General features: G+C 60.6%; 21 protein-coding genes. 5 read left to right on the forward strand and 16 right to left on the reverse strand.

The genetic code is table 11. The annotated features are described in order from the left end of the window. The 12 genes from bamA to GTW23_RS09535 form a co-directional block, all read right to left on the reverse strand. Positions 1 to 2352 (reverse strand): outer membrane protein assembly factor BamA, encoded by a 2352-nt coding sequence (bamA, locus tag GTW23_RS09480; RefSeq protein ID WP_152008887.1) that lies wholly within the window; start codon positions 2350 to 2352, stop codon positions 1 to 3. A 203-nt stretch (positions 2353 to 2555) separates the two neighbouring features. After that, the gene (gene rseP, locus GTW23_RS09485; RefSeq protein WP_152008888.1) at positions 2556 to 3689 is read right to left on the reverse strand and encodes an RIP metalloprotease RseP; all 1134 of its coding nucleotides are present in this window, start codon (positions 3687 to 3689) and stop codon (positions 2556 to 2558) included. Between the two features lie 77 nt (positions 3690 to 3766). Then, complete coding sequence (locus GTW23_RS09490; protein ID WP_252915514.1) at positions 3767 to 4603, reverse strand: phosphatidate cytidylyltransferase; 837 nt, start codon at positions 4601 to 4603, stop codon at positions 3767 to 3769. Continuing rightward, the gene (locus tag GTW23_RS09495; protein WP_252915600.1) at positions 4603 to 5346 is read right to left on the reverse strand and encodes an isoprenyl transferase; all 744 of its coding nucleotides are present in this window, start codon (positions 5344 to 5346) and stop codon (positions 4603 to 4605) included. The genes GTW23_RS09490 and GTW23_RS09495 overlap by 1 nt, the downstream gene beginning before the upstream one ends. Positions 5347 to 5384: 38 nt before the next feature. Next, positions 5385 to 5945, reverse strand: a complete 561-nt coding sequence (gene frr / locus GTW23_RS09500; RefSeq protein WP_152008891.1) for a ribosome recycling factor — start codon at positions 5943 to 5945, stop codon at positions 5385 to 5387. 63 nt (positions 5946 to 6008) lie between these two features. After that, a complete protein-coding gene (gene pyrH, locus GTW23_RS09505) occupies positions 6009 to 6731 on the reverse strand; it encodes a UMP kinase (RefSeq protein ID WP_152008892.1) in 723 nt (240 codons plus the stop codon). Between the two features lie 107 nt (positions 6732 to 6838). Then, a complete protein-coding gene (gene tsf, locus GTW23_RS09510; RefSeq protein WP_252915515.1) occupies positions 6839 to 7762 on the reverse strand; it encodes a translation elongation factor Ts in 924 nt (307 codons plus the stop codon). Positions 7763 to 7913: 151 nt separating this feature from the next. After that, entirely contained in the window at positions 7914 to 8708 is a 795-nt protein-coding gene (gene rpsB / locus GTW23_RS09515) for a 30S ribosomal protein S2 (RefSeq protein ID WP_152008894.1), read from the reverse strand. A gap of 204 nt (positions 8709 to 8912) precedes the next feature. Next, complete coding sequence (locus GTW23_RS09520; RefSeq protein WP_252915516.1) at positions 8913 to 10217, reverse strand: Hsp70 family protein; 1305 nt, start codon at positions 10215 to 10217, stop codon at positions 8913 to 8915. 230 nt (positions 10218 to 10447) lie between these two features. Then, complete coding sequence (locus tag GTW23_RS09525; RefSeq protein ID WP_252915517.1) at positions 10448 to 12103, reverse strand: hypothetical protein; 1656 nt, start codon at positions 12101 to 12103, stop codon at positions 10448 to 10450. Positions 12104 to 12224: 121 nt separating this feature from the next. Further along, entirely contained in the window at positions 12225 to 12491 is a 267-nt protein-coding gene (locus GTW23_RS09530) for a hypothetical protein (RefSeq protein WP_252915518.1), read from the reverse strand. Positions 12492 to 12654: 163 nt separating this feature from the next. Continuing rightward, positions 12655 to 13476 carry a cell envelope integrity EipB family protein gene (locus tag GTW23_RS09535; RefSeq protein ID WP_252915519.1) on the reverse strand — a complete coding sequence of 274 codons (822 nt, stop codon included), beginning with the start codon at positions 13474 to 13476 and terminating at the stop codon, positions 12655 to 12657. A gap of 125 nt (positions 13477 to 13601) precedes the next feature. On the opposite strand from GTW23_RS09535, the gene GTW23_RS09540 reads away from it, so the two are divergent. The 4 genes from GTW23_RS09540 to GTW23_RS09555 all read left to right on the forward strand — a co-directional run bounded on the left by GTW23_RS09540 (position 13602) and on the right by GTW23_RS09555 (position 16631). Next, positions 13602 to 14069 carry a RidA family protein gene (locus GTW23_RS09540; RefSeq protein ID WP_152008899.1) on the forward strand — a complete coding sequence of 156 codons (468 nt, stop codon included), beginning with the start codon at positions 13602 to 13604 and terminating at the stop codon, positions 14067 to 14069. A 6-nt stretch (positions 14070 to 14075) separates the two neighbouring features. Beyond that, positions 14076 to 14816 carry a glycerophosphodiester phosphodiesterase gene (locus tag GTW23_RS09545; RefSeq protein WP_252915520.1) on the forward strand — a complete coding sequence of 247 codons (741 nt, stop codon included), beginning with the start codon at positions 14076 to 14078 and terminating at the stop codon, positions 14814 to 14816. Between the two features lie 78 nt (positions 14817 to 14894). Continuing rightward, positions 14895 to 16130 (forward strand): GNAT family N-acetyltransferase, encoded by a 1236-nt coding sequence (locus GTW23_RS09550; protein ID WP_252915521.1) that lies wholly within the window; start codon positions 14895 to 14897, stop codon positions 16128 to 16130. Positions 16131 to 16202: 72 nt separating this feature from the next. Beyond that, positions 16203 to 16631 carry an HIT family protein gene (locus GTW23_RS09555; protein WP_252915522.1) on the forward strand — a complete coding sequence of 143 codons (429 nt, stop codon included), beginning with the start codon at positions 16203 to 16205 and terminating at the stop codon, positions 16629 to 16631. 69 nt (positions 16632 to 16700) lie between these two features. On the opposite strand, the gene GTW23_RS23490 is transcribed toward GTW23_RS09555, so the two are convergent. Further along, a complete protein-coding gene (locus GTW23_RS23490; RefSeq protein WP_252915523.1) occupies positions 16701 to 17588 on the reverse strand; it encodes an SHOCT domain-containing protein in 888 nt (295 codons plus the stop codon). A gap of 299 nt (positions 17589 to 17887) precedes the next feature. Between GTW23_RS23490 and GTW23_RS09565 the strand changes: the two genes are divergently transcribed. Continuing rightward, the gene (locus GTW23_RS09565; RefSeq protein ID WP_252915524.1) at positions 17888 to 18376 is read left to right on the forward strand and encodes a hypothetical protein; all 489 of its coding nucleotides are present in this window, start codon (positions 17888 to 17890) and stop codon (positions 18374 to 18376) included. A gap of 36 nt (positions 18377 to 18412) precedes the next feature. On the opposite strand, the gene GTW23_RS09570 is transcribed toward GTW23_RS09565, so the two are convergent. From GTW23_RS09570 to clpA, 3 genes are all read right to left on the reverse strand, one after another. Next, entirely contained in the window at positions 18413 to 18766 is a 354-nt protein-coding gene (locus GTW23_RS09570; protein ID WP_252915525.1) for an AzlD domain-containing protein, read from the reverse strand. Then, entirely contained in the window at positions 18766 to 19494 is a 729-nt protein-coding gene (locus GTW23_RS09575; RefSeq protein ID WP_252915526.1) for an AzlC family ABC transporter permease, read from the reverse strand. The genes GTW23_RS09570 and GTW23_RS09575 overlap by 1 nt, the downstream gene beginning before the upstream one ends. Before the next feature lie 143 nt (positions 19495 to 19637). Continuing rightward, complete coding sequence (gene clpA, locus GTW23_RS09580; protein ID WP_252915527.1) at positions 19638 to 22190, reverse strand: ATP-dependent Clp protease ATP-binding subunit ClpA; 2553 nt, start codon at positions 22188 to 22190, stop codon at positions 19638 to 19640. Positions 22191 to 22197: the final 7 nt, after the last annotated feature.

Here is a 22197-nt window from a genome sequence, read left to right on the forward strand (position 1 = left end):
TCAGAAGCGCGTCGAGGCGCCGAAACCGAACTTCTTGACGTCATCATAGCTCTTCTTGACGACGGGTTCGGCGTAATAAACGCGCAGCGGACCAAACGGCGAGGCCCACATGATACCGGCGCCAATCGAAGCGCGCCAGTCCATGCCCGAACCGACCAGGGTCTGGGTCCCGAAATCAGCGGCGCTGATGCTGTTGCCGTAAAGCGTTGCGGCATCGGCAAAGACATTGAAGCGAAGACCGAAATCACGCGAAACCGCCGGCAACGGAGCCGAAACCTCGAGCGTGCCGTTGAAATAGGTGGTGCCGCCGGCTGCACCGACATCGGTGGTACCGTTAAAGACACGCGGACCAATGCCCCGCGTGTCGAAACCACGGATTGTCTCCTGGCCAATGAAGATATGATCGAAGACGCTCAGGCTGTTGCCCGTGGCGGCAAGATAGCCGCCGCCCACGGAAACCTGACCGATCACATCGGCGGATTCGGACAGCATGTGGAAGTAGCTGGCCTTGGCGGTGGTCTTGAGGTACTCCGAATCGAAGCCGAGACCTGCATATTCCTGCGTGAACTTTGCGGAAATGCCTTCCCGCGGCAGGATATTGTCGTCGAGCGTGTTGTAGGACAGGCTGTAGGACAGCACGCCAACATCATGGCTGCCACTGGCAATCGTGCGATTGATTGCCGCGAGTTCCGGAGCCGAGGCGACGGTTGTTACACCGGTGTATTTGGTCTGGGTGTATTTGAACGCCGTCGTCAGATAGAGGTTTTCAGTGATCGGCGCGCCAAGACGCAGATTGATCCCCTGGGATTCTTCGGTGAAACCGGTGTAGCTGGCGTCGGAATTCTTGAAGAGGTCGAAGCCGGCAGCAAGACGGTATCCGAGGAAGTAAGGCTCGGTGAACGAGAGCGTGTACTCGCGGGTATCAACGCCACCGCCCACAGAGGCGCGGATGAATTGTCCGCGGCCGAGGAAGTTGCGCTCGGTGATGTCGACCGAGGCTGTGAAGCCATCGGTGTTCGAGTATCCACCACCGACACCGAATTCACCGGTTGCCTGGTCCTTCACATCAACGATCAGAACGACGCGGTCCGGCTGCGATCCGGGTTGTGTCGAGATATCCACCGAGGAGAAGAACTTGAGATCCTCAAGACGCTTCTTGGCGCGACGCACCAGCACCTGGTTGAAGGCATCACCTTCGGACAGGTCGAACTCGCGGCGAATGACGTAGTCACGGGTCCGGGTGTTGCCGCGGATCTCGATGCGCTCGACATAGGCGCGGGTGCCCTCGTCTACCAAGTAGACGACGGAAATGGTGCGGTTGTTGAAGTCGCGATCGCCGCGCGGCGTGATCTGAGCGAAGGGATAGCCCTGCGTCGCCACCCGGTCGGAAATCGCCATGATGGTGTCTTCAACATCCTTGGCGCTGTAGACTGAACCGCTGCGGGTCTCGATCAGACGATTGAGAGACTCAGCGTCGATTCCCGGAACGGTGCTTTCGACGCTGACATCGCCGAAGACATAGCGCTCACCCTCTTCCACCGTGATGGTGACAACATACTCGTTGTTGGTTTCATCCAGCTCGGCGAACGACGAGATCACGCGGAAATCGGCATAGCCTCGGTTGTAGTAGAACCGGCGCAGCAATTCCTCGTCGGCGCGCAGCTTGTCTTCGTCATAAACGTCCTTGCGGTTCAGGAACGACAGCAGGCCGGACTTCTTGGTGGTGATGACGTCCGAAAGGCGCCCGTCACCGAAGGCCTGGTTGCCGACGAAATTGATCGAGGAGATCTTTGTGCGGTCGCCCTCATTGATTTCGAAGGCAATGTTGACGCGGCCGCCATCGACCGGAACCAGACGTGTGGTCACGGTGGCGTCGCTGCGTCCGATAGCCGAATAGGCATCGCGGATCGACTGGACGTCAGCCTGAAGAATAAGATCGTTGTAGGCGCCAAGCTGGCGGCTCTGCACGACATTCTTGAGCGCCGAGTCCTTGAGCTTCTTGTTGCCGTTGAAGACCACCTGGTTGATGATCTGGTTTTCCGCGACGGTCACAACCAGTGTCGAGCCGGAGACATTGATCTGAACGTCGGAAAACAGGCCGGTGGCAAAGAGGCGTTTGACCGATTCATCGATATCGTTGTTGTTGAAGCTGGCACCGGGCGAAATCGTCAGATTGCCGCGCACCGTCGATGCGTCAACGCGGGAATTTCCCCGCACATCAATGCGATTGACAACCGCAGCTTCTGCTACCGTAACTCCGGCAAGCGTCACTGCGCCCGCGCCTGTCACAACGATCCCCGCTGTCAGCGCAACGGCTGATACAGCGTTCAAAAGGTTTGAACCGGCCTTCATTGATCTTATTACCTTTTTTTACTCGGATGCCCCAAACGGCGACACACTTCGTGAGTCATGACTGGTGCCCGTTTTACCCGCTTTTCCCATACAAGCAAGGGACGGAGTTAATTTCTATTTACTTCCTTTGCAGACGTGGCCAAATCGCCACGTCTACCCAATATCAAGGTAAACAGATCGTTAGCACGGCCTGCCCCTCAATTTCAACCGATCAGCATGGATACATCGTTCCATGTCGCAAACAACATCAGCGCCAGCACGACAGACAAGCCGAAGCGGTAGGCCCACTCCTGGGCGACCTCACCCGGAGGGCGTCCGCGGACAGCCTCGATGGCGTAGAAAACGAGATGCCCACCATCCAGCATGGGAATGGGCATCAGATTGAGCAAACCGATGGACACAGAGAGAACCGCTGCAAGCTGGATCAGCGCGCCGATGCCGATGGTCGACATATCCTTGGAATATTTGGCCACCCGGATCGGTCCGCCGAGCTGATCGGCCTTCTCGCGTCCGGTGATGATGTTGCCGATATAGTCCACCGTCCGGGTGACGATGTACCAGCTCTGGGCCACGCCTTCACCGACCGCTTCCAGAGGACCGTATTCGCGGACCCGGAAATTGCCCGCATCGTCGCTGGTGATCACCCCGATGCGACCAACTTCCATCTTGTTGCCGAAATTGTCAGTGATTTCCGTTCTGGCCGGTGTCAGTGTGACATCAACGATGGCACCACCGCGTTCCAGGCTGATGGTCATCGGCACCTCGGGGCGCGCAGTGACGTAACGCTGCACATCGTCGAAGATCTCAACCTCGACACCGTCAATGGCGACAAAAACATCTCCCGGCAGGATACCCGCGGCCTCGGCGGCACTCGCCGGCTGGACCCGGGCAACCACGGGATCGGCGATCATGCGGCCATTGATGCTGAACATCACGGCAAAGATGGCTATCGCAAGGATGAAATTCGCAACTGGTCCGGCTGCCACGGTGGCCGCACGGCGCCACAGGGATGCAGCGGGGAACGATGCAGCCCGTTCCGCCTCGCTCAAACCGCTGGCGCCCGCGCCGGTCGGCTGGCTTGCCGCATTCTCATCGCCGAGAAACTTGACGTAGCCACCAAGCGGAATCAGCGACAGCTTCCATCGCGTGCCGTGCCTGTCGGTGCGGCCGATCAGTTCCGGGCCGAAGCCGACGGAAAAGACTTCCGCCTTGATGCCGCACCACCGACCAACCAGATAGTGGCCGAGCTCGTGAAAGAAGACCACGATGGTCAAGACAAGCAGAAACGGCGGCAAGGCGCTGAGGATGTTTCCAGCCGACGAGGTCAGAAATTCCATTGGATCGGATCCTTTCGGGACGCAGCCTTGCCGCTATCCATTTCGTTCAGAACGGTCATGTCCGCCGCTTGGGGCGATTATAGACCAAGCAACCTTGCCGCAAGCTCGTCTGCAACGCCGGCATGATCGGCCAGCGGCAGAAGGTTGCCAAGCAAGAAGGCTGCAAATGCGGCAAAGACAAGACCGTCGACACGGTCCATGACGCCGCCATGGCCCGGGATGAGCTGACTGGAATCCTTGGCGCCGAAGCGCCGCTTGACCCAGGATTCAAACAGATCGCCGATTTCGGACGCCACCGCCAGGATCAGGGCGATGAGCGGGATCATCAATCCGCCGCCCTGGCGCACGATCAACGCCACGCCGACACCCGCACCAACACCCGCGGCTGCGCCGAACACGGCTCCCGACCACGTCTTGCCGGGCGATATGCGCGGCGCGAGCTTCGGGCCACCCAGGGCACGGCCGCAGAAATAGGCCAATATGTCGGTCGACCAGACAATGGCAAACAGGAAGAGCATGGCAAACAGGCCGAAATGACCCTCGCCGCGGATTTCCGCGAGGGCAAGCCCGGAAAATCCGGCATAGAGAACGGCTGCTGCCGACCAAAGGCCCGCTCCACGAATCACGCCCGCGAGCACCGCGCCAGCGGCACCGATGATGATCGCGGCGAGAGCCATGGATGGCAGGGATGTGAGAATGAAGCCGGCGGTGGCCAGAACCGACAACCAGCCGATCGCGTTGGCAAGCGGCGCCTTGACCGGCGCATTGGTGATCGTGGAAAACTCGTAGTGCACCAGCACCATGATCAGGACAGACAGACTTCTGAACCAGATGCCGCCGGCCCAGGTGGCTGCCAGCACCAGAATGCCCAGGATCACTCCCGAGACGATGCGCAGCCTCAATTCCCGCGACATCAGGAACCGACCGCGAGTTCAGGGGCCGCCACCGCGCCGTAACGCCGGTCCCGCCGGCCAAATTCGTTTAGCGCCTCGTGAAACGCAGCCCGATCGAAATCCGGCCAGAGGCAGGGCATGAAAACGAATTCCGCATAGGCCGCCTGCCATAGCAGGAAATTGGAAAGCCGTTGCTCACCGCTGGTGCGGATCACCAGATCCGGATCGGGTATCCCGGCGGTGTCGATATGGCCGGCGACGGTCGTTTCCGTGATCGAGGCCGGATCCATGTCACCGGACTTGACCGCCTCGGCGATCTCGCGAACCGCACGCACCATTTCGTCGCGGGCGCCATAGTTGAAGGCGATGACGAGGCTAATGCCGGTGTTTTCACGGGTGCGTTCCTCGGCTTCGACGAGAAGCGCCTTGATATCGGGCTGGATCGATTGCCTGCAGCCGATAACCCGGACACGGACATTTTCACGATGCAGCTCGGCCAGATCCCTGCGGATGAAGAACCGCAGCAACCCCATCAGGTCGGAGACTTCCTGCTTCGGCCTGTTCCAATTCTCCGAAGAGAAGGCGAACAGCGTCAGATACTTGACGTCAGCCTCGGCAGCAGTGCGCACCGCCTCGCGCACGCGCTCCACACCCGCCCGATGCCCTGCGGTCCGCGGCAGCCCGCGCGCATTGGCCCAGCGGCCATTGCCATCCATGATGATGGCAACGTGCTGCGGTACGTTGATGGGTGTTTCGGAGCGCATTGCTGTTGTCATTTCCCGACCTGTAGCGCGAGTCGCGCCTAAACCTGCATGATTTCCTTTTCCTTTTCGACCAGCAAGTGATCGATTTCGGCAATCGTCTCGTCGGTCATCTTCTGAACCTGGTCGGATTCGCGGCGGCTGTCATCCTGACTGATGTCACCGTCCTTCTCCGCCTTTTTCAGCGTGTCCATGCCGTCGCGGCGCACGTTGCGAATGGCGACGCGGGCGTTTTCGGCATAGGTGTGCGACACCTTGACCAGCTGCTTGCGGCGCTCTTCGTTGAGCTCGGGCAGCGGAATTCGCAGGTTCTGGCCATCGACGATCGGGTTGAGACCCAGATTGGCTTCGCGGATGCCGCGGTCCACAGCGCCGACCATCTGCTTGTCCCAGACCGAGACGCCGAGCATGCGAGGCTCGGGCACGGTCACGTTGGCGACCTGATTGAGCGGCACACGGCTTCCATAGGCCTCGACCATCACCGGGTCGAGCACGTTTGCCGAAGCCCGGCCGGTACGCAAGGATGCAATATCGCTCTTGAAGGCGGCAATCGCGCCTTCCATGCGACGTTTGAGTTCTTTCAAGTCGACGCCTTCACTCATCCCCAGTCCTTCCTGCAGATAACCCAAATGTTGCTCACGGCGCGCCTGTAACGCTTGCCGTGGTTAGTGATCACGAACGATGGTTGCCCGGCCTTCGCCGACCATGATCTTTGCAAATGCGCCCTTTTCATGGATCGAAAAGACAACGATCGGAATGGAATTCTCACGTGCCAGCGCAACCGCTGCGACATCCATGACGGCAAGCCCCTTGTTGAGCACCTCGTCATGGGTGATGTTTTCAAACCGGGTGGCGTCCGGGAATTTCTTCGGATCGGCCGAGTAGATGCCATCCACCTGGGTACCCTTGAGGATCGCCTCGGCGCCCATTTCGGCCGCACGCAGCGCCGCGGCGGAATCGGTGGTGAAGAAGGGGTTGCCGGTGCCGCCGGCAAAGATCACCACCCTGCCCTTTTCGAGATGATGCAGCGCGGCGCGCTGGGAAAAGCTCTGGCAGATCTCCGGCATGGAGATGGCCGAGAGAACTTCGGTGTCGATGCCGAGCTTGCGAAGCGACGTGGCCAGCGCCAGCGCATTGATGACGGTTGCCAGCATGCCCATGTGGTCGCCGGTGACGCGGTCGCCGCCCTTTGAGGCCACGGCCACACCGCGGAAAATGTTGCCGCCGCCGACCACGACGCCGACTTCGATCCCCATTGCGCGAACCTCGGCGATGTCGCCTGCAATCCGGTCCACGACCGCGACATCGATACCGAACCCCTGTTCGCCCATGAGGGCTTCGCCTGAGGCTTTGAGGAGAACGCGCTTGAACAGGGGTGCTGGAGACATGAATTGATCCGGATTTTATGTGTCAGGCCCGGATACACGAAGGGCACCGCGTTGTCACGCGATGCCCTTCCGCTTTTTTTGGCAATACGCTCTAAAGCTGCCAGAGGTCAGCCCTTTACGGCAGCGGCCACTTCCGCTGCGAAGTCGCTCTCTTCCTTCTCGATGCCTTCACCGAGCTGGAAGCGCACGAACGCGGCAATTTCAACCGGCGCACCGGCCTGCTCCGCAGCCGCCTTGACGGCTTCTCCGACGGTCAGATCGGGATTCATGACAAATGCCTGCGAAAGAAGAGCTACTTCCTCGTAGAACTTGCGCATGCGGCCTTCGACCATCTTCTCGATGATATTCTCCGGCTTGCCCGATTCGCGGGCCTGTTCGATGAACACGTTGCGCTCGCGATCGGCAACGGTCGCATCGACATCATCGGAGGTCAGCGCAAGCGGGTTGGTCGCTGCGATGTGCATGGCCACCTGACGGCCGATCTCGTTGAGCGCATCCTTGTTGCCGGTCGACTTGACGGCAACGATGACGCCGAGCTTGCCGAGGCCATCGGCAACCGCGTTGTGCACGTAGGTGGCGACAACGCCGTCATCCACGGAAAGCTTCGCTGAACGGCGGAAGTTCATGTTCTCGCCGATATGGGCGATCGCATCCTTGACGGTGTCGGTGACCGACTTGCCGGTGGATGCAACGGTTGCGGCGGAAACGGCTTCAGCCGAACCATCGGTGCTCAGGGCAACGGTCGCAATCGAGCGGGCCAGATCCTGGAAGCCGTCATTGCGGGCGACGAAATCGGTTTCGGAGTTGACTTCAACCACAACGGCCGAATTGCCTTCCGAAGCGACAGCGATCAGGCCTTCGGCAGCGGTACGGCCGGACTTCTTGTCGGCCTTGGCAATGCCCTTGGCGCGCAGCCAGTCGATTGCAGCTTCCATGTTGCCGTCGGTTTCACCGAGGGCCTTCTTGCAGTCCATCATGCCGGCGCCGGTCTTGTCGCGCAGCTCTTTCACCATTGCAGCGGTAATGCTCATAACAGCCTCTTCATTCTTGGGGCGCCCGGGCCTGCCGCAGCAACGGCTTCGGACCTGGATTCGCCAATCGGCACATCAACATGCCATTGAAATGTGACAGCCCGGCAAAGCGCGATGGCTCGGCCGGGCCGGTTGTGTCCGAAACCCGGATTTAAGCCTGGGCAGGCGCTTCCGCGGCTGCTTCTGCCGGCGCTGCTTCTTCGAGCGCAGGCTCGACAGGAGCATCCATCGCGCCCAGATCAACGCCCGATGAACCCTGCTGGCGAGCAATGCCGTCGATGCAGGCGCGGCTGATCAGGTCGCAGTAGAGCGAAATCGCGCGGCTGGCGTCGTCGTTGCCCGGGATCGGGTAGTCGACAACGTCGGGATCGCAGTTGGAATCGATGATCGCGACGACCGGAATGCCAAGACGCTTGGCTTCCTGGATGGCAATGCCTTCCTTGTTGGTGTCGATGACGAACATCAGGTCGGGCGTGCCGCCCATGTCGCGGATACCGCCGAGTGCGCGGTTGAGCTTTTCACGCTCGCGCTCGAGGTTGAGGCGTTCCTTCTTGGTAAAGCCCGAAGCTTCAGCCGAAAGGATCTCATCGAGCTTGCGCAGACGCTGGATCGAATGAGAGATGGTCTTCCAGTTGGTCAGCATGCCGCCGAGCCAGCGGGCGTTGACGTAGTACTGGGCCGAACGCGATGCAGCATCGGCAACGATCTCGGCAGCCTGACGCTTGGTGCCGACGAACAGCACGCGGCCGCCCTTGGACACGGTGTCGGAGACCAGCTTCAATGCCTGATTGAGCATCGGAACGGTCTGGCCGAGGTCGAGAATGTGAAGATTGTTGCGAGCGCCGAAGATGTACGGCTTCATTTTCGGGTTCCAGCGGTGAGTCTGGTGTCCGAAGTGCACGCCTGCTTCAAGCAGCTGGCGCATGGAAAATTCCGGCAATGCCATGCCTTTTACTCCTGTTTCCGGTTGAACCTCCGCAGGGCGTGAGCGCTTTGCGCCACCGGCGGACCAATCCGGATTTCTCCCGGACCGACCCATGCCCCACGTGTGGAATGAGCGTGCCCATACAGGCAACCGGGCGGCATTGCAAGTGCGAAGGGCGCGGAACCGCCATATCCGGGCGCTCCGGCAGGCGAAAGGCGCCTACGATCACCCCGAAACCGGCACGGTCCACTGTTCGATGTCATCGCGCTCGCCGATCAGCGCCAGGCCGTGGGCGATCGAGATCAGCTCGCCGCCGGTCTCGATGCGGTCCGTGGCAAAGCGCTCGGAGAAGATACGGCGCACGGCGGGGACAAACGAGGTGCCGCCGGTGAGAAAGACCTTGTCGACGGCGTCGGCCGCGGTACGGGTCTTGTCCAGCACCTCATCCAGCGCGGCCTCGATGCGGTCGAGATCTGCGGCAATCCAGGATTCGAAGTCCCGGCGCAGAACCTGCTTTTCTCCCGCCCCGCCGAGCGGCTCGAAGCGGAAATCCGCCTCATCCTGCGACGACAGCGCCACCTTGGTGGCAGAGACCGCCTGGTTGAGCCGGTATCCCTCGTCCTGCTCGACAAGGTCGATGAACAGCTCGAGCTTGTCAGGCTCGACGGCCTGGCGCACCAGCCCCTTCAGGTCGGCAAACTCGCGGGTTGTCTTGAAGATCGACATCTGGTTCCAGCGGGCGAAGTTCGAATAGTAATTTCCGGGCACATCAAGTTTCTTGCCGAAACTTCTGAACTGGCTGCCCTTGCCGATTTCCGGCGCGACCAGATGATCGATGATCCGTGCATCGAACTGGTCGCCGGCGACGCCCACACCCGAATGGCCAACCGGCAAGGCACTGATCCGCCCTGCCCGGCTTTCGAACCGGATCAGCGAGAAATCACTGGTGCCGCCGCCGAAATCGGCAACCAGAACGGTGGCATCGTGCTTGAGGTTCTGCGCAAAATAGAAAGCAGCGGCCACCGGCTCGTAGACATAGTGCAACTCCGGAAACCCGAGACGGGTAAGCGCCTCATTGTAGCGCTGCATGGCCAGATCCGGATCCGGCCTGGCACCAGCGAATTGGACCGGACGGCCGGTGACCACACGGCTGACCGGCGATGGCCAATCGTCGCCGGCATAGATCTCGAGCCGCTTGAGGAAGACTTCCATCAGATCCTCGAACTGGAAGCGCCGACCATGGATCAGCGTGCCCTGAAACAGCGGCGAGGCGGCGAATGTCTTGATCGATTGCAGGAACCGGCACTCACCGGGATTGTCGATGAAGGCGCGGATCGCGGCCTGGCCCGCTTCAACCTGCAGAGCGCTGGCACCAAGCTGCGGATCCTTGATGAAGGACAGCGCAGTGCGCATCGCATCGCTCTGCCCGGCAGGGGACTGGAAGCTGACAGACGTGGTATCCGTCCCCCGCGCCAATCGGGCAAGAACGGTGTTGGTCGTGCCGAAATCGAGCCCAAGCGCGGTCGCCATGGCGTTGCTCCATCTTGTCTTGCGGGGAAGTCTTGTCTTGCAGGGAGGTCAGGGCGAAGTCCGGACCGGGAACCGGCCGACGCGAGGTGGCCTCTTGCCACGATGGGCTGTCACAGTCCACCCGGGCGGCCATGATTGGCGTTCTTCGCAGTCGGGAACCATGCCATTACCGGAAAGTCACCACACCCTGCATGTCAGAAGCGCAGAGCTTTCTGATGCTCATGCGCCGGTCATTGCGAAGCAAACTGGGGGTGTTCCAGCGCATCGAAGCAATCGGTCAGCACGATGCGGTTGAAGCCGGCATAGGCCTCGGCGTAGCGGTCATGGAGCTTCTCGCGGGCGGCTGTGAGCGGGCATGTCGGCAACAGCACGATATCTGTCTGAGACAATGCCGCCGTTTCTTCCGGTGTCAGCGGCAAGACGGCACGGTAGGGATCGCCGCCAATCGATACGCCACGCGCCGGCGTCCGACCCATCACCGCCGTGACCGGGTTGGCGAAGTCACGCAGATCGATCACCTCGTAATGATGGCCGAGTTCCGCCTCGCGGCTGCGGATCGCCCCGATGACCTCATCCATGGTCGTGAGCACGTTGACCTGAAAGCGGTGGTCGAAATAGAGCCAATAGGCCGGCAGGATGTTGGCTTCCGCATATTGTCCGTAGGTCTCACGGCCCGCGGCCATGATCGGGCGGGCTTTTTCAGCCGCTTCCACGGCCAGGTCCTTGGCACTGAACCGCATGCTCGATGGCAGGTGCTCGGTCTCGATCGTCATGTCCTTGAGCCCGGTTGCAGCCGCACGCGCCGCCGAATGGACCACTTTGGTGGCGGTCGGAAAGATGATCAACGCGACCAGCACCGGCAATGGTGAAACCCGCATGCGCCTCTCCGGTTCCGCCGCCAGCAGGAAGACCAGCAGGAGCGGCCATGCAGAAATGAAGGCCGCGCCGCCGAAATTCTGCGATTCGAACACCGTGTTGGCGATGGCCAGCACGCCGACCCACAGCCAGTCCTGGTCCAGTTGACCCGGCGTTGGTGCGCGCGGGTGGGCGCGGTCGAAACCGGTGAGGAGGTTCTCACCGCCGCGCCAGCGGGAGTAAAGAAGGTAGGCGGCCAGCAGTGACGCAACCAGGATGACATCGAAATGCGCGCTGACCGTGGTCACAAGATTGGTCAGCAGGACCCCGTCATTGGCGTCCAGAAGCCGCCATGCCGATTGAAGATAGGCCGAGACACTGCCGGTCAACACTTCCAGCACACCGACAAAAAGCAGGCACAGTGCCGCAACTGCGAGCGAGGCGCTGACACTGATGCGACGCGAAACAAGCGCAAAGGCCAGTAGGATCCCGGCGACGGCAAAGCCGTTGATCTTGACGAAGGCGAGGCTGAGCAGAAGCACCGTCACCAGACCGACAAGCACCAATCGCGAGCGGACGAAAAACAAGGTGGCGACCAACAGATAGAGCAGAACGGAACTGTGCCGGTTGTAATAGGCGAAGCCGTCGACACCGGGAAAGGCGTTCCAGGATGTGACGTTGAAGGGCAGGATCGAGAATGCCAGATACGGCAGCAGCAGGCCGAAGGCGGCAAATGTGCCCCGCTCAAGCGCATGAAGGCCAATGACCAATGCCACGGGCATCGTCACCAGCATCATGCACCACTGGATGACAAGAGCCACATTGCCATGTGGGAAGACCGAACTCAACAGATCGAACAGGATGTAGTTGAGCGGCCCGACTGGCGCGTGAAAATCCCGGTAGATTTCCTGTCCGATGGAAAGCCGGTGGGCACCGTCAATGTAGATGTAGGTGTCCCAGAAACTTTCGCCGAGCGGCACTTCCATGGGGAGGCTGAGACAGGCGGCGAGCAGCGCTACTGTGCCAAGCATCAGACCATAAATCCAATATATTGAATTGGTTATGTAGGCTTTGCTCATGTTCAGGTTTAACTTTCGAACGGTTCTGCATCAGGCGTCAGTTACGCGCAATCCAAATCGGTCCAAAGCGCATTCAGGACAAAACATCCAATGAATTCAAAAAATTGAACTCAACCTTGAATCCAGCACCCCACTTGGATGCCAACAGGATCGGGAATATTGGTTTCGTTTCGATTAACCGGTTGTGCACTCCACGGATTTCAGACTGAGGTTTATCGACCGGCAGGCGCCTGATTGGATCCTTCGCCGTTTTTTCCCGGCGGCGGAGCGCAGCTTCTGCGACGATTGTTGCAGAGATCTGCCCCGGTCCAGCGCCGCTTCCAAAGGTGTACACCGGCATCAGACTGCATGCCCGCAGCATTTGTCACCATGCAAAACAGGCTCCACCGACTTGAAGACACGGATATGGAGGGATTTGAACTCGCTTATCCGCGCGGTGCCGGGAGCGGTTCAGCCCCGCAGGGGTCGAGTTTTCGCAATCGATTCCGGGCAAGCCAGATGCGTCATTGCTCGACGCATGGCTCCGGATCATACATTTCGAGCTGCGCCAGTTCGCCCTGCAGCACGAAGTCGCCGTAATCCATGGTGAGATCACGCGTAACTCCGTTTTCGTAGAGCTTGAAGGCAATGGAATAGACCGGCAGCGCATCACCCTCTTCGGACTCCTCGAAATAGGACATCGAGACCGGCCAGTAATCGTCATCGGCGAGTTCACCCGCCCGCTCTGCCTCTGCGTCACCGCCATCCGCCGACTGCTTCTCGCCAATGATCGTCGTGGTGATCATTGCCTTGTCGCCCTCGTCAGAGCCGTCATAGATCCGCGATTCATAGAAGCGCTCGCCTTCGTTGGCCTTGTCGATCAATTCGATCATGTGCTCCGTTGGAAAACGCGCTGCTGCGATGTCGAGTTCAACCCGCTCGGGCTGTTCGAGATCAAGCGCCAGTCCCTCGCCACTCGTGGCAGCAGAGCCACGCACCTCGTGATCGAGCTTCTGATTGACATAGGAGCGGGTGACAAAGCGGAAGGTGCCGTTGCGGATATCTTCAAAGGTCGTCGTCTGCTGATCGGTCAGCCTGGAATCATCGGCGGTCGCGATCTCGGTGACGAAACGGAAACTCACCGTGTAGCCCTCGCAGGCCGATCCATTGAATTCATAGACCATACGGCCGACCATCCCGGAGATTCCCGACCTTTCGGAGGCGTCCTTGAGCGACAGATCATAGACCGCGCGATGGGCGGCAAGTCCGCCGCCGCCAACGGGTGGCGCGGCGTGTGCAGATGTGGCTGCGATGACGGCGAGTGACGCAATTGCAAGCATGCGCATCAGGTTTTCTCCTGTCGAATCCCGAACCAATGATATATGACCGCAGGTGGCAAAAGCGAGGCGTAACTTTGGTGCTACGCCAATTCGTTGGAGCAGCCTTAACAGAGCCGACCTTGGAGCCCTAGATGACCGACACGATTGAATCCCGCCTGGCAGCCCGCAACATCACGCTTCCCGAGGCGGCGGCCCCCGCTGCCAATTACCTTCCCTATGTCATCACCGGTTCGCATTTGTTCATTTCCGGCCAGTTGCCGATGGAGAGCGGATCCATTGCGGTCAAGGGCCTGCTCGGCCGCGACGTTGATGTCGGCACCGGCCAGAGAGCGGCGGAGCTTTGCGCGATCAACATCCTGGCCCAGGCCAAGGCTGCGCTTGGCGGCGATCTCGAACGGATCGTCCGGGTGGTGAAGCTGAACGGCTTTGTCGCATCGGAGCCTTCGTTCACCGAGCAGCACCTTGTCATCAACGGCGCTTCAAACCTGATTGCCGAAGTTCTCGGCGAGCGCGGCAAGCATGCCCGCGCCGCTGTCGGCATGGCCTGCCTGCCGCTCAATGCGTCGGTCGAGATCGACGCCGTCATCGAGATCGGGTAACGCGCCATGGCCGAGCAGCAGACGGATCTGGGCTGGCTGACGGCTTGCCCCATCGCCCATCGCGGTTATCACGACATGAACCAGAGCGTGTGGGAAAACACGCCCAGTGCATTCCAGCGGGCCATCGACGCAGGCTACGCTATCGAATGCGATGTTCAGATCGCAGCCGACGGGGTGCCTGTGGTGTTTCACGATGACGATCTCGAGCGGCTGTGCGGGCTGCGCGGCGATGTCCGGGCCCGCACATCGCAGGAGCTGGGACAGCTGACAGTCGGAGGCACCGCCGACAGGATCCCTTCCCTACCGCAATTGCTCAAGCAGGTTGCCGGCAAGGTCCCGCTGGTCATCGAGCTCAAGGGCAGACCGGACGATGATGACGGCTTTGCCGATGCGGTCGTCGAATGCCTGGAAAGCTATGAGGGGCCGGTGGCACTGATGAGCTTCGACCACGGCCTGCTGCGCGACCTCAAGGCCAGTGCGCCCCGCTGCCCGATCGGGCTCACAGCCGAAGGGACGAAACCCGAGATCTTCTTTGTCCATGAAGAGGCGATGCAATTGGGGCTCAACTTCATCTCCTATTGCGTCCACCACCTGCCCAACGTCTTCATCGAGGTGCAGCGCGCCCAGGGCGTGCCGATCATCACCTGGACGGTGCGCGATGCCGAGGCACGGGAAAAGACCCGGGTTCATGCCGACCAGATGACTTTCGAGGGATTTGATCCGGACGCGGTGGAAGACGCATCCTGACCTTGCCAATCCCGGCCCGGTTCATAAGTTGAAGAGCAGAGACCAAGCGCGCAGGCCATCCCTGCCGGACGGAGACGCATGACCACCGAGAGTTCAGATTACACGCTGTCGACCATCGACAGCATGGCTTCCGTTACTGCGTCCGATTGGAGCCGCCTCGGCGGTACCGCAAGGGCCTCGCAATCTGATTCAAGCGGCTCACATCCAGAGTCTGGAGTCGTCTATAACCCCTTCGTCAGTCACGCTTTTTTATCCTCCCTGGAGGAGTCTGGCTCCGTCACGGCCGAAACCGGATGGCTGCCGCGGCATATCGTTTTGCGGGCACCGGACGGATCGCTCGAGGGGGCAATGCCCGCCTATATCAAGAGCCACTCGATGGGCGAGTATGTGTTCGACCACGCCTGGGCAGATGCTTTTGAGCGGGCCGGCGGACGGTATTATCCAAAGCTGCAATGTTCGGCGCCGTTTACGCCGGCGACCGGGCCACGGCTGATGGTCCGGCCCGGTCCGGGAGATGACAGCCGAAGGCGGGCGCTTGCGGCGGGCGGGCGATCCCTGTGCAACCAGCTCGGCCTGTCTTCGGTGCATGCCACCTTCGTGCCCGAAGCGGAGATTGCAAGCTTCGAGTCCGAGGGCTACCTGCACCGTACCGACCAGCAGTTCCATTTCCAGAATGCCGGCTACGAAAGCTATGAGGACTTTCTCGCCACACTGGCTTCACGCAAGCGCAAGCAGCTCAGGAAGGAGCGCAACGCAGCCCTCGAAAATGGCATTACCATCGAGTGGCTGACCGGCGCGGACCTGACCGAAAGCATCTGGGATATCTTCTACGACTTCTACATCGACACCGGCGGGCGCAAGTGGGGACGGCCCTATCTCACACGCCCGTTCTTCTCTCTGATCGGCGAGCGCATGGCCGAAGACGTGCTTCTGGTCATGGCGCGGCGCGAGGGCCGGTTTGTCGCCGGCGCCATCAATTTCATCGGCGGCGAGTGTCTGTATGGCCGCCATTGGGGCTGTGTCGAGGACCACCCGTTCCTTCATTTCGAGGTCTGCTACCACCAGGCGATCGACTTCGCCATCGCCAAAGGGCTTGCGCGGGTAGAGGCAGGGGCGCAGGGCGAGCACAAGCTGGCGCGCGGCTACCTGCCTGCGACGACGCATTCGGCGCATTACATCGACCACCCCGGGCTCAGGCGTGCTGTCGCCGATTATCTGGAGCGGGAGCGCCGCGATGTCGCGCATATCGGCCAGGTGCTGAGCGAACATGGCCCGTTCCGCAAGGGCAACAGAACCGACGGTACGGATGCCTGACCGGGCGAGATGCTTGACCCCTGCTCCGGGCCGGATACAAACGTGCCAGACTGATCAAACGGAGACCTGCCGATGACCGCGCCCCATTATGACGACAGCAATGTTTTTGCAAAGATCCTGCGCGGCGAACTGCCGGCCGAGCGTCTTTACGAGGACGAGCATACGCTGGTGATCATGGACATCATGCCGCGTGGAAACGGCCACTGCCTGGTGATCCCGAAGGCTCCGGCGCGCAACATCCTCGATGTCGGGACCGACAGTCTTGCACGTGTGATGGAGACCACGCAGAAGATGGCGCGGGCTGTAATCAGGGCGTTTGATGCGGACGGGGTGACCATCCAGCAGTTCAACGAGAGCGCCGGTGGCCAGGTGGTGTTTCACCTGCATGTCCATGTCATCCCGCGTTTTGACGGCGTCAGCCTGAAGCCCCATACCGGCACGATGGAAGACGGCGACGTGCTCAAGGCCAATGCAGAAAAGATCCGTTCGGCGCTGGCCTGATCCCGCGGTTTTCGGCCGGTCTTCGCGCCTTTCAAGCAATCGCCTTGCCAGCAACCTGATCAATCAGGCTCAAATCCGTGCCAGCAACTCAGCTTTCTTGGCCTGATATTCCTGATCGGTCAGGATACCTTTCTGATGCAGGGCCGCGAGCCGCTCGATCTTTGCGAAGATATCGGCCTCCTCAGCGGATGATTGAACAAGATCGCTTGCATTGCTCATCCCGGTGGGCGCAGCCATGGTTTCCGCTTCCGGTTCATGATCCTTGGTGCGGCTACCAGCGGCGGACTTGAGAAGCGCCTCTGACAAAGCTTTGGCGCCTTGCTTGGCTCCTGATCCGCTTTTCAAATCAGGTTCTTCGCCCATCGGGACTTCGCTCAATTCCGAGAGTTTCACAGGACCATGTTGCGAGGTGAAGCTGAGCGTCTGGTCACCCGACTGCTGCTGGGAGAAGCCGCCGATGCGGTGGTCGGCGGTGTCATAGACATGCACTTTGCCGTCGCCGGCATCAATCGCCAGTCTTGCCTTGTCAGGAAACCAGGCGTAGCGCATCTGGTTCTGTGCGCCGGTGGAGGCGGCATGACCGAGACCTGCGGGCCACCAGTTGCCCGACTCCCGGCCGGCAACAAACAAGCTCGTCCCGTCGCCCTGGGACTGTGACTGGCTTGCGCCCTGATTTGGCCGGTGCAGCAGTTCAGACCGCTGCATCAATTGCGCCACCTCCGAACAGAGCGAATCTACCCTAGCCTTGAGCGTATTGTTGAACATGTCACCGACCATGGTCATGCCGCCCTGCGACCATTGCCCCATACCCCCGAGGTCGGGATGGTTGAACTGCGCCTGGCTCCCCTGCCCGGCCAGAAGCGCCAGAAGCACATGTTCGACTGCGTCGGGGCTGACATCGTGGCGGCTCGCGATTTGGGCGAGAGCCTCACGGCCCTCCTCGGAAAATTGTGACACTGTGGAAAACTCCTGACCTGCCTGATCCAGATTCTACCGGGGCAACACATTCAACATCTCTAATGGCTTGATGTCTACTGTTGAAGAAACACCTTTGGACAGTTAGCGCCACGACCCGCAGCGGCAAGCATTCCGCGGTTCACTCTTAAATCGTGAGAAATGCGTGGGGTGCAGATAGGCACGGTGGCGGGAGGAACCAAGAGGCTCACTGCGAAGATGCAGACCCGACCGGCCCGCTGCCTTGTTTTTGCAACACTGCCGGGGCATGAAACGAAGCCGACATATTTTGTGAGGATTTCATGCAAACCGCCCTGATCATCATGACGATACTTGGTTGCGACGATTCAGCGACCCAGTGCCACTATGTCGAAATGCTTGAAGAGCGCTGGGCGACGATCCAGGAATGCGATGCGCACTCGGAAGACAGGCTGAGAGGCTACGCCAATATCGACTATCCGGTTGTGGTCGCGGTCTGCCAGACGCCTGGAGACACCGGCATAGAGGAGGCCGCAGCCGAACAGGGCGGCCTGCCTTCGCAAGACACAGGCACAATCGACATTGCGCCCTCGGTGCAGAATGCGCTGGTGCCGCAGGTCGACATTCCGGCCGAGAGCACCGAGCAGACACAGCTGAATGACGATGAGGCAGAAGCCGGTTTTGCGGCGAGGATGCTGAAGCGGGTTCAGGACGCATTGCCTGACACCGAGAGCCTCAAGTCACTGATGACGGAGCCGGTTCATGTGGTCACCGACAGCTACTCCTGGGTCGCGCGCCGTTTCGAAAAATGATCCGGCCCGCTTTCCAGCCATGCAGATGATGCCCGCTCACGGCCCCGGGAGAAGCTGACCTGCAAGCAGGAGCGTCAATGCCACGGCGATGCCGAGCCAGATCCGCTTTCCCCCGATCAGGAAGACGGCAAACCCGACAGTTACGGCAAACAGACGCACCTCGACCGGAACGGTCCGCAATTCGCCGGTCGGGTAGAGGATGAGCTTGGCGATAACCGCTGCCAGAAGGGCAGTGGCGACAGCGCGAACCCAGGTGAGCGCAGCCGAATCCTGGCTGAGCCGGTTTCCGACCAGCACACCCAGCCAGCGCCAGATATCGGTTCCGAGCCAGCCGGCGATTGCAATGAACAAGTAGGGCCACCACCAGGTGTCAAAGGCGGCATAGCTCATCACTTGCCCTCCCTCCGCGTCCAGAGGCGGTCAGCAAAAAAGGCAAGGGTGCCCCCCACAACGCCGGCATAGAGAATATCGAACTCCGGTGCCACCTGATGAAACAGCGGCCCGAGGGCAAGACCGATGATCATGGCGATGTGCCCTGCCCGGTCGCGGGTCGAGGCCCAGATCGAGGTCAGGAAATAGACCGGCGTGAGGAAGAACAAGGCACCCGCGACCATCGCCGGAAGATTGGCGACCGTCGAGTAGATGACGGCGACCAGGACAATATTGGCCGAGGTGACCGTGATGCCGAAGCCCGCGAAGAAGGCGACACGATGCTCGCGCGGCACGTCGCGGATCCGCTCCATGGTGAAGACATAGGCGGTAATGGCGATGAAATGTGACAGGAAGAGCAGCAGCCAGGTGGGCGTTTTCTCGGTCCGGATTTCAGGAATCAGCGCGGCGACCATCGGCATCAGTCTGATCGATGACAGCGCAACGGTGATGAAGGCTGCCGGCAGCGAAACGCCGGCCAGGATCGAGCCGACCAGCAGCACCTTTGCCGGCAGGGCCCAGATCATGCCAGTCATGAACACGGTCTCGCCGAGCGGAATCCCCGCCTCGACGGCAAAACCGCAGAAGCCGACAAAGGCGCTCATCAGGATAATGGCGGGAAGCGAGACGATGCCGCGCGCGCCCTTGAGAAACCAGTGGAGGCCGCGCTGGGCGGAAGGAGTGCTCATGGAGGGTTTGTGAGAGACTTTCAGCCGCGCTGCAACCGTTTTTCATGCATGTTGACGATGCATTTTCCGCAAGGCTGCAACTGGAACGCAAAACACCCCGGCATGACCGGGGTGTTTTTGATTATCACGCTTCCCTTGCGGGGCTACTTCTTGCGCGGCACCTTCGGGACGGCGCTCGAAGGCTTCTTGGCGGCCGGCTTTTCGGCGACAGCCGCCTTCGGCTCTTCCGTCTGTGCCGAGGCTTCCGGCTCGGGCCTGCCGGAATTGGAAGTTCCCTTGCCGCCAGAGGGTTTGCGCGTGGTCCTGGAAGTCGTCGCCTTCGGCTTGGCTTTCGCCTTGGTCGGAGCGCTTTTCCTGGCCGGGGCCTTTTCCTTCTTCGGTTTGACCGGCACTTCCGCCGAGATCGCCTCGAGGATCAGTCCCCTGGTGCCATTGTCCTTGTCACCGACGGTGACCTTGACCGTGCCGCCATGCTTGAGCTTGCCGAACAGAAGCTCGTTTGCGAGCTCCTTCTTGATGTTCTCCTGGATCACGCGGCCAAGAGGCCGGGCGCCCATTCGTTCGTCATAACCCTTGTCGGCCAGCCAGGCGATGGCGTCTTCCCCGAGATCGAAGGTGACATTGCGTTCGGCCAGCTGTGCTTCAAGCTGCATGACGAACTTCTGCACGACCATGTGAATGACCTTCACCGGCAGTGCGCCAAACGGGATGATCGCGTCGAGACGGTTGCGGAACTCCGGCGTGAACAGCCGGTTGATCGCTTCCATGTCGTCGCCTTCGCGCTTGGACGAACCGAAGCCGATGGCGGCCTTTGCCATATCCGATGCGCCCGCATTGGTCGTCATGATCAGGATGACGTTGCGGAAGTCGATCTTCTTGCCGTTGTGATCGGTAAGCGAACCGTGATCCATGACCTGCAACAGGATGTTGAACAGGTCCGGATGGGCCTTCTCGATCTCGTCAAGCAGCAGCACGCAATAGGGATGCTGGTCGACACCATCGGTGAGCAGCCCGCCCTGGTCAAAACCGACATAGCCCGGAGGCGCGCCGATGAGGCGTGAAACCGTGTGCCGCTCCATGTACTCGGACATGTCGAAGCGCAACAGCTCAACCCCCAGCGAGGATGCCAGCTGCTTGGCGACTTCGGTCTTGCCGACGCCGGTGGGGCCCGAGAACAGGTAGGAGCCGATCGGCTTGTCGGGCTCGCGCAGGCCGGCGCGGGCGAGGCGGATCGCAGCCGTCAGAGCATCGATGGCCGTATCCTGGCCGTAAACGACCGAACGCAGTTCCTTGTCGAGATTGGCGAGAACGGTCTCGTCATCCTTGGACACGGTCTTGGCCGGAATCCGCGCCATGGTGGCAATGGTGTTCTCGATCTCGACGTCGGTCAGTGTCTTCTTGCGGTTCTTCTCGGGCAACAGCATCTGTGCCGCACCCGATTCATCGATCACGTCGATGGCCTTGTCGGGCAGCTTGCGGTCGGTGATGTAGCGCGCCGAGAGTTCCACGGCGGCCTTGATTGCATCGTCGGTGTAGCCGACCTTGTGATACTCCTCGAAATAGGGCTTGAGGCCCTTGAGGATCTCGATCGCATCGGGGATCGTCGGCTCGGCGACATCGATCTTCTGGAACCGGCGCACCAGAGCCCGGTCCTTCTCGAAGAACTGGCGGTACTCCTTGTAAGTGGTCGAACCGATGCAACGGATTGCGCCGGAAGACAAGGCGGGCTTGAGCAGGTTGGATGCATCCATTGCGCCGCCGGAGGTCGCGCCGGCGCCGATCACGGTGTGGATCTCGTCGATGAACAGCACCGCGCCGGGCAGATCCTCGAGTTCCTTGACCACCTGCTTGAGGCGTTCCTCGAAATCGCCGCGATAGCGGGTGCCGGCGAGCAGCGAGCCCATGTCAAGCGAATAGATCACCGCATCGGACAGCACGTCGGGAACGTCGCCCTCGACAATGCGCTTGGCGAGGCCTTCGGCGATGGCGGTCTTGCCGACGCCGGGATCGCCGACATAGAGCGGATTGTTCTTGGACCGGCGGCAAAGGATCTGGATGGTGCGGTTGACCTCTTCCATCCGACCGATCAGCGGATCGATCCGCCCGGTCTTGGCCTTCTCATTGAGATTGACGCAGTAAGCTGTCAGGGCATCCTGGCCCTTCTTCTTGCCGCCTTCCTCGCCGGCCTGATCGGCCTTGGCCGAATCGGGATCAGGTTCCTCCGCACCGCGGACGGTGCGGCCTTCTTCCGCCCCGGGACGCTTGGCGATGCCGTGCGAGATGAAGTTGACCGCGTCGTAACGGGTCATCTCCTGCTCCTGCAGGAAATAGGCGGCATGACTTTCGCGCTCGGCGAAGATCGCCACGAGCACATTGGCGCCGGTGACTTCCTCGCGACCGGACGACTGGACATGGATCACCGCGCGCTGAATGACGCGCTGAAAGCCGGATGTGGGCTTGGAGTCCTCGTCGTAGCCGGTCACCAGGTTGCCGAGTTCCTTGTCGACATAGTCACTGACCGTGCGGCGCAACTGGTCGATATCGACATTGCACGCGCCCATGACCGCCGCAGCATCGGGATCCTCGATCAACGCCAGCAACAAATGCTCAAGCGTGGCATATTCGTGATGCCGCTCATTGGCATAGGTCAGCGCCTGATGGATCGCCTTTTCGAGACTGTTTGAAAAGCTAGGCAATTTCAGG

The sequence above is a fragment of the Parahoeflea alexandrii genome, from assembly GCF_024105735.1.
Taxonomy (GTDB): Bacteria; Pseudomonadota; Alphaproteobacteria; order Rhizobiales; family Rhizobiaceae; genus Hoeflea; species Hoeflea alexandrii.